This window comes from Nocardiopsis potens DSM 45234 (assembly GCF_000341105.1).
Classification (GTDB): Bacteria; Actinomycetota; Actinomycetes; order Streptosporangiales; family Streptosporangiaceae; genus Nocardiopsis_A; species Nocardiopsis_A potens.
In genome coordinates this window covers 1-12,017 of record NZ_ANBB01000004.1, presented here as the reverse complement: position 1 = coordinate 12,017, position 12,017 = coordinate 1, and the positions used below count along the sequence as shown (strand labels likewise).

Genomic DNA, 12,017 nt, shown 5'->3' with positions numbered 1-12,017 from the left:
GTCTCTCCGGGGTCGTACATGGCGCGGGAGCGGGGCGCGCCGCCCCTTCCGGGCGCCCGCCCCTCCCGCCGGACTGCGCGAGCGCCCAGGTTATCCGCCGTGGTCGGACACGGCGTAATCGGCGGGCGAGGGGGCATCTCACACAGTGCGGATCGGCCGGATCCGCGGCACCGACTGCACCGGAGAGGGCGGATCATGGCGAGTGACGGCGCGGCCGCGGCGCACGGCGTGGGACTGGGCATCGACATCGGCGGCAGCGGCATCAAGGGCGCCCCGGTCGACCTGGGCACGGGGGCGTTCACCACGGACCGGGTCAAGATCCACACGCCGCACCCCTCCACCCCCAAGGCGGTGGCCCAGGTGGTCGCGGAGATCGGCGAGCGGATCGGCGCGCACGCCGGCGAGGGCGCCCCGGTCGGGGTGACCTTCCCCGGGGTGGTGCGCGGCGGGGTCGTCGGCACCGCGGCCAACGTGGACGACGCCTGGATCGGCGTGCACGCGCAGCAGCTGTGCGAGGCGGCGACCGGCCGGCCGGTCGCGGTGGTCAACGACGCCGACGCCGCAGCGGTCGCCGAGCACCGCTACGGCGCGGCCCGCGGGGTGCGCGGGGTGGTGCTGCTGACCACCCTGGGCACCGGCATCGGCACCGCCCTGCTCACCGACGGGCGCCTGGTGCCCAACACCGAGTTCGGGCACCTGGAGATCGACGGGCACGACGCGGAGACGCGCGCCTCCTCGGCGGCCAAGGAGCGCGAGGGGCTCTCCTACGAGGAGTGGGCGACCGAGCGCCTGCAGCGCTACTACGACGAGGTGGAGAAGCTGCTCTCACCGGACCTGATCGTGGTCGGCGGCGGGGTCAGCCGCAAGGCCGACAAGTTCCTCCCGCGCGTGCGCACCCGCGCGGAGCTGGTCCCGGCCCGGCTGCGCAACTCGGCGGGCATCGTCGGCGCGGCGCTGCTGGCCGCCGAGCGCTACCCGCGCTGAGCGGCGCGGCCCCTCCACCGCCCCGGTGCGCCGCGGCGGGGCGGAAGGGCAGGGCCGGCCCGCGAGGGGAGGGTGCGGGCGGCCCCGCCCGGCATCGGTCCGCGGCCCGGCTCCCGTGCGGGAGCGGGCGCGGGTCCGCCCGACCGCGCCCCTTCTTCCGGCGCGGACCGGTCCGCGCCGGAAGAAGGGGAGGGCGCGCCCGCCGCGCGCCGGGGAATGCGCGGAGGGCACTGCGGGGGGCGGGCGGGGAGTGGTCTCTAGCCGATCCTGGTGCGGACCGGGCCCATCACGCCGGCGATCCTGCGGGCCGCGTCGCCGGTGCGGGCGGCGGGCGTGAGGGGGCTGTGCCGCATCGCGCACCCGGCGCCGGCGGCCTCCTCCTCCCAGCGGAGCCACCACCACAGCCGGCCGCGGTGCGGGCGGAGCACCGCCCGCTGGGTGCGCCGGGAGGACCCCTCGACGGTCGCCTCGACGACGCCCGTGCGCCCGTCGATGCCGACGTCCAGACCCCGGGAGCGGAGTTCCGCGGTGAGCCCGCTGAGCGCGCGCGCCCAGCCGGGGTCGGCGCCCCGGTCAAGCTCATGACCGCTTCCGGCCAGACAGGGCTTTTCGGACCCGCTGTTCTCCCCTCTCATCCACCCTCCTGATTGTGTTCGGAATCCCTGCGGCACAAGGACTTCAGTCCCTTGACTCTGCACCACCGACGACTTCGAGGACAGCGATATGCGCGCTACGCATAGCATCATTTCTCTCACACATAGCCACCAACCCCAGGTGGCGCCCCTAGCCTAGGCTCATGCCCCAGCGAGACGGCGCTCTGCCGCCGGAGTTTTGGACGCGCCCGGCCACCGCAGCGGCACTGGCCACCTGTGACATCGCCACGATCGTCGAGGACATCCGCCGCACGCGGGGCTGGTCCCAGGGGGAACTGGCCAAAGCGGTCGGCTACTCCCAGAGCTGGGTGTCACGCGTGGTCAACGGCCAGCAGTCACTCACCATCGACCAGGTCCGCGACCTCGCCGGCCGCCTGGGGATCCCGCTCCACCTGCTCCGGTTCGGCGGCGCCGCCGAACCGGCTAAGGGGGCTGATCCCACGCGACGCAGGGAATTCGGCAAGGCCGTGACCGTCTCCGCGCTCACGCTGCCGCTCGCCTCGGCGCAGCGGCACGGCGGCACGGCCCCGGCCGACAGCGAGATCCACGAGCAGACCGCCGCCGTGCTCCGCGCCATCACCGGCGGGCAGAGGCGCCTGGACGCCTCCTCCCCCGCCCGCGACCTCGCCCGGGGCGCGGTGGCCCACGTCGAACTGGCCGGGCGCACCCTGAAGCGCGCCCAGGGCACGCCGTTCGCCGCCGACGTCGCCGCGGCCGCGAGCGAGGCCGCCGGGTTCGCCGCCTGGCTCCACGCCGACATGGGCGACGCCGGGTCCGCCCGGGCCTTCTACCGCGCCTCGGTCGACCGGGCCCGCCGCGCCGGGCAGCGCCTGCTCGACGTCTACATGCTCGGCAGCCTCGCCGCGTTCGAGATCGACGCCGACGACCCGGCGCTGGGGCTGTCGCTGGCGCACGAGGCGGGCCGCAGGCTCGGCCCCGGCGCCCACCCCACCGCCACCGCCTGGCTGGCCTGCGTGCGGGCGCTCGGCCACGCCGGCATGGGCGCGGCCGCCGAGGCCGACCAGGAGATCGCCCTCGCCGAGCAGGCGGTGAACCGGTCCGACAACGCCGAACCCCCGTGGCCCTGGGTGTTCGCCTTCGACCACGCCAAGGTCGCCGGCTACCGGGCCCTGGCCGGCGTCCGGCTGCACCGGCCCCGCCAGGCCCACGACGCCTTCGCCGAGGCCTTCGCCGGCGCCCGCCCGGGGCCCAAGCAGAGCGCGATCCTCCAGGTGGAGATGGCCAAGGCCTACGCCGACGCGGGCGACGGCGACGAAGCGGTCCGGCTGGCCGCCGACGCGCTGGCCGTCGGCGTCCGGCTCCAGTCCGAGCGGGTGGTGGACCGGGTCCGCGGCTTCCGCCGCGCCTACCGGATGCGCGGCCCCGGCGCCGACCGGCTGGACGACCGGCTCACCGCCGCCCTGACGGGGGGCCTGCCGCCGCTGCCGTGAGGAACCGCCCGCGCGGTGCCGCCCGCCGGAGCACGGCTCCGGGCGGCCCCGCCCCGGCACACCGCCCGGAGCGGCACCCCGGCCGACCGGGTATTCCCAGGACAGGGCCTGTTTCCCGGGTCCGGGCGCGGGCCGCGCCCGCCCCGGCGGGACCCGGCCCGCGCCCCCGGACCGCAGGCCCGAACCACAGGAGAGGGAGCGCCACCGTGCGACGCATCGCCATCACCGGCCACCGCGGCCTGCCCCCGGACGCGGAGGCCCGCATCGACCGCGCGATCCGCGCCCGGCTGGAGCCCCTGCGGGGCCGCCTGATCGGGCTGTCCTGCCTGGCCGACGGCGCCGACGCGCTGTTCGCCCGGGCGGTGCTGGACCTGGGCGCGCCGCTGGAGGCGATCGTGCCCGCCGAGCGGTACCGAGACGGCCTGCCCGCCGCCCACCACCCGGTCTACGACGCCCTGCTCGCCCGCGCCTGCCTGGTGCACCGGCTGCCGCACGTCGACTCCACCGCCCGGGCCCACCTGGAGGCCGGCCGCTACATGGTGGACCACTCCGACGAGCTGATCGCGGTCTGGGACGGCCGCCCGGCCCGCGGCCCGGGCGGCACCGCCGACATCGTCGACTACGCGCACGAGGCCGGTCGGCCCACCGCCGTCGTGTGGCCGGAGGGCGCCCGCCGCTGAGCCTCCCGGGAAGTGGGGAAGGGGGAAGGGGGCTCGGGCGGGGCCCGGTCAGATCCCGGCGAAGGCGTCGTCGACGTCCTTGGTGCGCAGCACCCCGAAGACGCCGCCGTCCTCCCGGACCACCAGGTACTCGGCGGCCGGGTGGGCGCGCATCGCGGCGAGCAGCCGCTCGCCCTCCAGGCCGGCGGGGATGACGGCGCCGCCGGTCACCGCCCGGGAGACGTGGTCCACCGAGATCCACGGCCGGCGCCCCTCCGGCACGGCGCCCGCGGCGTCGGCCGAGACGATCGAGACCGGGGCGCCGGAGGAGTCGGTCACCAGGACCGCGCCGGCGTCGGCCTCGGCCATCCGGCGGTCCGCCTCGGCCAGCGGCGTCCCGGAGGGCACCGCGACGGCGCGCCGGGCCAGCAGCCGCACCCGCAGCCGGGGGACGCGCTCCCGGAACCGGGCGCCGCGCAGCGCGGACCCGGCCCCCATCCACATGAAACCGCCGAGCAGCACCCCCAGCAGCACCATGAAGACGCTCGGCATCCGGCCGGAGGGCAGGTAGAGCAGGAACGGCATCCCGATGACGAACACCGCCAGCACCCGGCCGCCCCAGGCGGCCACCACGGTGCCCGCGTTCGGCCTGCGGGTCAGCGCCCACACGGCCGAGCGCACCACCTTGCCGCCGTCCAGCGGCAGCCCCGGCATCAGGTTGAAGACGCCCACCAGCAGGTTGGCCACGAACAGCTGCCACAGCAGCACTCCGGGCACCGTGTCCGGCGGGACGAACCACTGGGCCGCCCACCCGATCGCCGCCAGCACCAGGGAGAGCAGCGGCCCGGCGAAGGCGATCAGGAACTCCCGGCCCGGGGTGCGCGCCTCGCCCCGCATCTCGGTGACCCCGCCGAGCATGAACAGCGTGATCCGCTCCACCGGGATGCCGAACCTGCGGGCCACCACCGCGTGCGCCAGCTCGTGCACCAGCACCGAGGCGTACAGCAGCACCGCGAACACGAACGCGACCAGGTAGGAGGCCGGCCCCAGCGCCAGCAGCGACTCCACCACGGGCTCGTACAGGATGGTGATGATGGCGGCGATGACCAGCCACGAGGGGGTCACGTAGATGGGGATCCCGTAGGGGCGGGCCATGACCCAGCCCGACCTCCGGCCGCCGCTGTCGCGCGCCGCCGGCTCCCGGGAGGCGCTGCCGTCGTCCGTCGTCACACTGCCAGGCTACGCGGTCCCGGGAAGGGCGGAACCTCGGCGGGCGCGGGCCTATCGTTGGAACATGGACACCGCCCGCCCGGCCCTTCCGGCACTCCTACCGGCCCTGTCCCCCTCCCGCGCCGCCGACTTCCTGCAGTGCCCGCTGCTGTACCGGTTCCGCGTGATCGACCGCATCCCGGAGAAGCCCAGCTCGGCCGCGCTCCGCGGCACCCTGGTGCACGCCGTGCTGGAGCGGCTGTTCGAGCTGCCGGCCGAGGCGCGCACCCCGCGCACCGCCCGGTCGCTGGTCGACCCGCAGTGGGAGCGGCTGCGCACCTCCCGCCCGGAGAGCGAGCAGCTGTTCACCGGCGAGGGCGCCGAGGACCTGGACGCCTGGCTGGAATCGGCCCGCTCCCTGGTGGAGCGCTACTTCGACATGGAGCGCCCGGAGAACCTGGAACCGCGCGACCGGGAGCTGCGGCTGGACGTCACCCTGGAGTCCGGGCTGCGGCTGCGCGGCTACGTCGACCGGCTCGACGTCGCCCCCGCCGGGCAGATCCGCGTGGTCGACTACAAGACCGGCAAGTCGCCCAAGCCGCGCTACGAGGACAAGGCCAAGTTCCAGATCTTCTTCTACGGCGTGATGCTCTGGCGCGAGCTGGGCGAGGTGCCGACCCGGCTGCAGCTGATGTACCTGGCCGACGGCGTGACCCGCTGGTACGACCCCACCGAGCAGGAGCTGCGCGCCGCGGAGGCGGAGATCCTCGCCATCTGGCACGACATCGAGGCGACCGCGCGCAGCGGCGAATGGCGGCCGCGCCGCACCCCGCTCTGCGGCTGGTGCGACCACCAGGCCATCTGCCCCGAGTTCGGCGGCACCCCGCCGCCCCTCCCGGAGGCCGCCCGCCGCCGCTGACCCGGGACGCCGCCCGCGCAGGCCGCCGGGGTGCGGCGGTCCCCCGGCGGAGCGGCCGGGGCGGCCAAGGCGGCCGCGACGGCCGCCCGGCGCCGGGGCGCCGCCCCGGGCGAGCGGTCCCGGCCGGGACCGCGCCCCGACCGGTCCCGCTCGTCCGGAGGGAGGAGAGCGGATCCGCCCCGGGAAGGTCACCCCGGGAAGCGGCCCGGCCTAGTTTGGACAGGTGACCGAAACCGCCTCGACGACGCCTCCTGAACCCGGGCGACGGCGGCGGCCCCGGGCCCGCGCCCGGACCGCGGTCCGGAGCCTGGCCGCCCTGCTGCCCGCGGCCCGGCCGCGCCTCCCCGAGCGCCGCCGCGACCGGATCACCGACGCCCTCGTCGTGCTGGGGCCGGCCGCGCTGAACTCCGTCGTCCTGCTGACCGCCGCCGGCACCCCCGAATGGGCCTCCGCCTGGCCCCGCGACGCGGCCGGGCACGCCGCCGGCGCCGCACTGGCGCTGCTCCTGCCGCTGCGCCGCAGCCACCCCCTCACCGTCCTCCTCCTGCTCATCGCGGGCGGCACCGCGGCCGGGCAGGCCGGCGCCTTCGCCTGGGGCGCCGCCTCCACCGGCATCGTGATCGCCTCCTACTCCATCGGGCGCTACCTGCCGCTGGCCCGCGCCCTGGCCTCCATCGCACTGGCCGGGGCCGTCGACGCCGCCGCGCTGCACACCGCCTCGGCGCCGCCCGACCCGGCCCGGCCCTGGTGGGCGCCGTACGCCTTCGCGCTGGGCTCCATGGCCTTCGTCTGGTGGCTGGGGCGCCTGGTGCGGCTGCGCGCCTTCGACACCGCCGAGGTCCGCGAGCACGCCCGCCGGGTCGAGCGCGCCCGGGACGCCCACGCCCGCGCCGTGCTCGCCGAGGAGCGCTCCCGCATCGCCCGCGAGCTGCACGACGTGGTCGCCCACCACGTCAGCGTGATGACAGTGCAGGCCACCGCGGGCCGCCGGGTCATCGGCCGCTCCCCGGAGCGGGCCGAGCAGGCGCTGGCCGAGATCGAGCGGACCGGGCGGGAGACCCTCGCCGAGATGCGCCGGATCGTGGGCGTGCTGCGCATGTCGGAGCCGGACCGCGACGACGGCGCCGCGCGCAGCCCCCAGCCCGGCGTCGCCGACATCGACGCGCTCCTGGGCCACCTGCGCGACGCCGGGGTGGACGCCGAGCTCCGCGTCTCCGGCGCCGCCCGCGACCTCCCCCCGGTGCAGGGCCTGACCGTCTACCGGGTGGTCCAGGAGTCGCTGACCAACGTGCTCAAGCACGCCGGACCGGGCGCCCGCGCCCGGGTCGGGCTGGACTACCGCCCCGGCGAGATCGCGGTGGAGGTCACCGACGACGGCGCCGGCCGCCGCCCCGCCCCCGACCGGCGGGCCGGGGACGCCGACGAACCCGGCCACGGCATCCTCGGCATGCGCGAGCGGACCGCCATGTTCGGCGGGGACCTGGACACCGGCCCGCTGCCGGGCGGCGGCTTCCGGGTCAGCGCCCGCATCCCGCTGCACGACCGCTGCTGACCCCGGCGCCGGCCGGCGCCGGCCGGCCCTTCCCGGTGGTCTCGGCGCCGCCGCCGTCCCGACCGGCTTCGGGACGGCGGCGGCGCCGAGACCACCGCCCCGGGGCGGGAACCGGCCGCGGCGCTCCCCGCCCCGGCCGCCGGGGCGGAGGTGCGGCCGGGGGCGCGGATCGGGAAGAATCCCTCCCATGCCCATCCGTGTTCTGCTCGTCGACGACCAGCCGCTGCTGCGCACCGGCTTCCGCCTCATCCTCGAGGCCGAGGAGGAGATCTCCATCGTCGGCGAGGCCTCCGACGGCCACGGCGCCGTCTCCTCGGCCAAGCGCCTCCTGCCCGACGTGGTCCTGATGGACATCCGGATGCCCGGCAAGGACGGCATCGAGGCGACCCGGGAGATCCTCTCCTGGGCCCGGGGGGCCGGCCACTCCATGCGGGTGCTCGTGCTGACCACCTTCGACCTGGACGAGTACGTCGTCGAGGCGCTGCGCGCGGGCGCCAGCGGCTTCCTGCTCAAGGACGTCCCGCCGGACGAGCTCGCCGGCGCCATCCGGGTGGTCGCCGACGGCGCCGCCATCGTCGCCCCCACCGTCACCCGCCGGCTCCTCGACCGGTTCGCCGACCGGCTGCCCAGCACCCGCGAGACCGCCTCCCCCGGGCTGGACCGGCTCACCGATCGGGAGCGGGAGGTGCTCCGGCTGCTCGCCCGGGGCATGTCCAACTCCGAGATCGCCGAGCGCCTCGTGGTCAGCGAGACCACCGTCAAGACGCACGTCGGCAACGTGCTGACCAAGCTCGGCCTGCGCGACCGCGTCCAGGCGGTGGTGCACGCCTACGAGACCGGGATCGTCCGCCCCGGCGGAGCGGACTGACCCGCCCCCGGGGACGGGCCGACCCGCCGCGGACCGCCCCGGATCGCACCGTTCCCGCCCGCCGGCTGGGACGATGGGACCCGTGACCGACCTCACCGGCCGGTCCGCCGACCGGGCGCCAACCGGCCGCCCGGACGCGGCGTCCCACCCCTGGCCGGAGCGGCGCGAACCGCCGCCCGGCCGACCCGACCGCCGCACCCACGATCGCGAAGTAGCGAGAACCGCCCATGGCCGAGAACCCGCCGCAGCGGCCGGAGCCCTCCGACGAGGACAACCTGCTCAGCCGGCTCCGCGACTGGCGCTCCTCCCGGGAGACCGACCCGCACACCGACGGCCCCGACGACGACGCCGACGAGACCCTGCCCGACCCGCGCGCCATCGACCTGGTGCTGCGCGTCGGCGAACTGATGCTGGCCAGCGGAGAGAGCACCGAGGCCGTCAGCGAGGCGATGCTGAGCCTGTCCGTCGCCTTCGAACTCCCCCGCACCGAGGTGTCGGTGACCTTCACCGTCATCTCCCTCTCCACCCACCCCGGCGGCGACAGCCCGCCGATCACCGGGGAGCGCGTGGTCCGGCGGCGCACCCTGGACTACCACCGGGTCAACGAACTGCACACGCTGGTGCAGGACGCCGCGCTGGGCCTGACCGAGCTGGAGGGCGCCATCGCCCGCCTCCAGGCCATCAAGCGCTCCCGCTCGCCCTACCCCAACTGGATGATCGTCACCGGGTTCGGCCTCATCGCCTCCAGCGCCAGCCTGATGGTGGGCGGCGGGTTCATCGTCGCCGCCGCCGCGTTCACCGCCACCGTGCTCGGCGACCGCGCCGCCGTCTTCCTGGCCAACCGGGGGATCGCCGAGTTCTACCAGATGGCGGTGGCCTCGGCGACCGCCTCGGTGATCGGCGTGGGGCTGCTGTGGGCCAGCAGCCAGCTCGACCTGGGCCTGCAGGCCGGCGCGATCATCACCGGCAACATCATGGCGCTGCTGCCCGGGCGCCCGCTCGTCTCCAGCCTCCAGGACGGCATCAGCGGCAGCTACGTCTCCTCCTCGGCCCGGCTGCTGGAGGTCTTCTTCACCCTCGGCGCGATCATCTCCGGGGTGGGCGCGGTCGCCTACGCCGCGATCCGGCTGGGCGTCAACATGGACCTGGAGAACCTCCCCTCCGCCGGGACCTCCGTCGGCCCGTGGGTGCTCATCGGCGCGGCCGGCATCGCCATGGCGTTCGCGGTCTCGCTCACCGTGCCGCCCCGGATGCTGCCCGCCATCGGGGCGATGGGCGTGGTCATCTGGCTGATCTACGCGGGCGTGCGGTCCGCCTTCGACGCCCCCGCCGTGGTCGGCGCGGTCGCCGGCGCGGTCGTCATCGGCATGATCGGCCACTGGCTGGCCCGCCGCAGCCGCCGCCCCGTCCTGCCCTACGTCATCCCCGCCATCGCCCCGCTGCTCCCCGGCAGCATCCTCTACCGGGGCCTGCTGGAGATCACCATGGGCCACCCCGCCGACGGGCTGCTCACCATCAGCGAGGCGGTCGCCGTCGGCCTGGCCCTCGGCGCCGGGGTCAACCTCGGCGGCGAGCTGGTCCGCGCCTTCCAGCGCGGCGGACTGGCCGGCGCCGGCCGCCGGCACCGCCCGGCGGCCCGGCGCACCCGCGGCGGCGCCTGACCCGCGCCGCTCAGTCCACCAGCACCACGTCGATCCGGTCCGGGCCGTGCACGCCGCGCACCTCCGCCGCGCCCACCGCGGCCGACCGGGTCGTCCCGGTGACCCAGGTGGTGGGCCGGAGCGGGTCGAGCGCGGCCAGCGCCGCCGGCATGTCCCAGACGACCTGCCCGGCCTCCACCACGCACAGGTGGTGGCCGGGCAGCGCGGACAGCAGCCGGGGCCCCTGCCCCACCCCGCCGTCGAAGACCAGCGTCCCGGTCTCGGCGACCGCCAGCGCGCACCGGGTGACCGCCGCGTCCGCGCCCTCCAGCTCGCGCACCGCCAGCGGCGCGTGCGGCGGGTCGTCCCGCACCACCCGCACCCCGTCCAGCTCCGCCAGCCACGCGGCGGGCAGCCCCTTGGGCACCGCCACCCGGGCCGCCCCGCGCGCCCACAGCGCCGAGGCGACCATCCGGGGCAGGTCCTCGGCTCCGGTCACGTGCTGCACCCCGACCCCCAGCTCGGCCAGCCGCTCGGTGAACACCTCCTCCGGCGCCCGCCCGCCGGAGCCCCGCCCCGGCTCCGCGCGCTCCCCGCGCGCCGCCCCCTCCTCCGGGGCCGCCGCGCCGGCCGCCACCCCCGCCTGCCGCACCCGCGCGAGGATCTCCTCCCGCGCCGCATCGCCGCCGCTCACCCGCGCCCTCCGTCCCCCCTGGCCGGACCGGCCGAAAGACCGCCGCCCGCCCGCCGCGCCCGCGCGAAGACCCCGGCCCGCGCCGCACCGCCGCCGCTCACCCGCGCTCCCCGTCCGGCCCGGCCGAGGAACCGCCGCCCGCCCACCACTCCCGGAACGAGCGCCGCGGCGGGGCCGGCAGGTCGCGCGCCTCGGTCCAGCGGCCCAGCAGGCCCGGCAGCCGGCGGATCCGGCCGCCCCGGGCCGCCACCCGCGCCCACCGCTCCCAGGCCCGCTGCGCCCGCCGGTACCGGCGCTCGTCCGACATCACCCACTCCGCGCTCTGCGCGGCCACCCTCTCCGGCGGCGGCACCGGGGCGGCCCGCCGCTCGTCCACCACCCGGGCGCGCAGCTCCAGCAGCACCGCCGGGATGTCCACCCCGACCGGGCACACCTGCCCGCAGGCGCCGCACAGCGTGGAGGCGAACGGCAGCGACGCCTCCCTGGCCGACCGCGTCCCGCGCAGCTGCGGGACGAGCGCCGCCCCGATCGGGCCGGTGTGCACCGCCCCGTAGGGCGCGTCCCCGGTGCGCTCGTAGACCGGGCAGACGTCCATGCAGGCGGTGCACCGGATGCAGCGCAGCGCCTGGCGGCCGGTGCGGTCGGCCAGCGCCCGGGTCCGCCCCGCGTCGACCAGGACCACGTGCACCTCCTGCGGGCCGTCCCCCGGGGCGGCCCCGGTCCAGGTGGACAGCACCGGCGGCATCGGCGCCCCGGTCGCCGAGCGCGACCAGGCCCGGACCAGCACCGCCAGATCGGACCAGGACGGCACCGCCTTGTCGATCCCGGCCACGCTCACCAGGGTGCGCGGCGCCGCCGCCCCCAGCCGCACGTTCCCCTCGCTCTCCAGGACCGCGACGCTGCCGGTCTCGGCCACCAGCGCGTTCGCCCCGGTCAGCGAGGCGCGGGCGGACAGCAGCACCTCCCGCAGGTGGTCCCGGGCCGCCCCCACCAGCGCCCCCGGGTCGGCGGGCAGCCCCTCCAGGCCCCCGGGGAGCACCCCGGCCAGGGCGGCCCGCGCCCGGGCCCGGCCGTGGCCGCGCGGCGCACCGCCCCCGGCGCCCCGCGCCTCCGCGATCAGGTCGGCCACCGCCGCCGCGCGCACCTCGGCCCCGCCGCCGCGCAGCGCCTCGTCGATGCGGAGCTCGCCGAGGGTCGCCGAGGAGGACCGCGCCACCGCCCCCGGCCCCGCCCCCAGGATCCCCGCCACCACCCGGCCGGCCTCCGCCGCGTCGCGCGCCCAGTGCACCCGGGCCCCGGCCGCGGTGGCGTTCTTCTCGAACGCGACGAGCAGCCGCTCCAGATCGTCCAGGGCCCCGGCCCGGACGTCCGCGGCGCGCCGCCGCAGC

At 77.4% G+C, this 12,017-nt stretch carries 11 protein-coding genes; 7 read left to right on the top strand and 4 right to left on the bottom strand.

From position 1 onward, the window contains the following. The first annotated feature begins 195 nt into the window (after positions 1-195). Positions 196-984, top strand: coding sequence for a polyphosphate--glucose phosphotransferase (gene ppgK, locus D459_RS0102335; protein ID WP_017591378.1), 789 nt, complete (start codon positions 196-198; stop codon positions 982-984). A gap of 257 nt (positions 985-1,241) precedes the next feature. On the opposite strand, the gene D459_RS30440 is transcribed toward ppgK, so the two are convergent. Continuing rightward, positions 1,242-1,619: a hypothetical protein gene (locus D459_RS30440; protein WP_017591377.1), complete on the bottom strand. Its 378-nt coding sequence runs from the start codon at positions 1,617-1,619 to the stop codon at positions 1,242-1,244. A 161-nt stretch (positions 1,620-1,780) separates the two neighbouring features. Between D459_RS30440 and D459_RS0102325 the strand changes: the two genes are divergently transcribed. After that, positions 1,781-3,088 carry a helix-turn-helix domain-containing protein gene (locus D459_RS0102325; protein ID WP_017591376.1) on the top strand — a complete coding sequence of 436 codons (1,308 nt, stop codon included), beginning with the start codon at positions 1,781-1,783 and terminating at the stop codon, positions 3,086-3,088. A gap of 206 nt (positions 3,089-3,294) precedes the next feature. Next, entirely contained in the window at positions 3,295-3,768 is a 474-nt protein-coding gene (locus D459_RS0102320; protein ID WP_017591375.1) for a hypothetical protein, read from the top strand. Between the two features lie 48 nt (positions 3,769-3,816). Here the strand turns inward: D459_RS0102320 and D459_RS0102315 are convergent, their stop codons facing one another. Next, positions 3,817-4,977: a site-2 protease family protein gene (locus D459_RS0102315; protein WP_017591374.1), complete on the bottom strand. Its 1,161-nt coding sequence runs from the start codon at positions 4,975-4,977 to the stop codon at positions 3,817-3,819. Between the two features lie 64 nt (positions 4,978-5,041). On the opposite strand from D459_RS0102315, the gene D459_RS0102310 reads away from it, so the two are divergent. From D459_RS0102310 to D459_RS0102295, 4 genes are all read left to right on the top strand, one after another. Then, positions 5,042-5,875, top strand: a complete 834-nt coding sequence (locus D459_RS0102310; protein WP_017591373.1) for a RecB family exonuclease — start codon at positions 5,042-5,044, stop codon at positions 5,873-5,875. A gap of 223 nt (positions 5,876-6,098) precedes the next feature. Next, positions 6,099-7,427, top strand: a complete 1,329-nt coding sequence (locus tag D459_RS0102305; RefSeq protein ID WP_017591372.1) for a sensor histidine kinase — start codon at positions 6,099-6,101, stop codon at positions 7,425-7,427. A gap of 187 nt (positions 7,428-7,614) precedes the next feature. After that, the gene (locus tag D459_RS0102300) at positions 7,615-8,295 is read left to right on the top strand and encodes a response regulator (protein ID WP_017591371.1); all 681 of its coding nucleotides are present in this window, start codon (positions 7,615-7,617) and stop codon (positions 8,293-8,295) included. A gap of 227 nt (positions 8,296-8,522) precedes the next feature. After that, a complete protein-coding gene (locus D459_RS0102295; protein WP_017591370.1) occupies positions 8,523-9,956 on the top strand; it encodes a threonine/serine exporter family protein in 1,434 nt (477 codons plus the stop codon). Between the two features lie 10 nt (positions 9,957-9,966). Here the strand turns inward: D459_RS0102295 and D459_RS0102290 are convergent, their stop codons facing one another. Together D459_RS0102290 and D459_RS30435 are read right to left on the bottom strand one after the other, a co-directional pair. Continuing rightward, complete coding sequence (locus D459_RS0102290) at positions 9,967-10,629, bottom strand: LutC/YkgG family protein (RefSeq protein ID WP_017591369.1); 663 nt, start codon at positions 10,627-10,629, stop codon at positions 9,967-9,969. Positions 10,630-10,726: 97 nt separating this feature from the next. Beyond that, the coding region (locus tag D459_RS30435) for an LUD domain-containing protein (protein ID WP_017591368.1) at positions 10,727-12,017 on the bottom strand (1,291 nt) is incomplete at its 5' end.

Bases quoted from the DNA above. Each gene is read 5' to 3' on its own strand.
- D459_RS0102310 (WP_017591373.1), top strand. From the start codon at position 5,042: ATGGACACCGCCCGCCCGGCCCTTCCGGCACTCCTACCGGCCCTGTCC.
- D459_RS0102300 (WP_017591371.1), top strand. From the start codon at position 7,615: ATGCCCATCCGTGTTCTGCTCGTCGACGACCAGCCGCTGCTGCGCACC.
- D459_RS30440 (WP_017591377.1), bottom strand. From the start codon at position 1,619: ATGAGAGGGGAGAACAGCGGGTCCGAAAAGCCCTGTCTGGCCGGAAGC.
- ppgK (WP_017591378.1), top strand. From the start codon at position 196: ATGGCGAGTGACGGCGCGGCCGCGGCGCACGGCGTGGGACTGGGCATC.
- D459_RS0102295 (WP_017591370.1), top strand. From the start codon at position 8,523: ATGGCCGAGAACCCGCCGCAGCGGCCGGAGCCCTCCGACGAGGACAAC.
- D459_RS0102325 (WP_017591376.1), top strand. From the start codon at position 1,781: ATGCCCCAGCGAGACGGCGCTCTGCCGCCGGAGTTTTGGACGCGCCCG.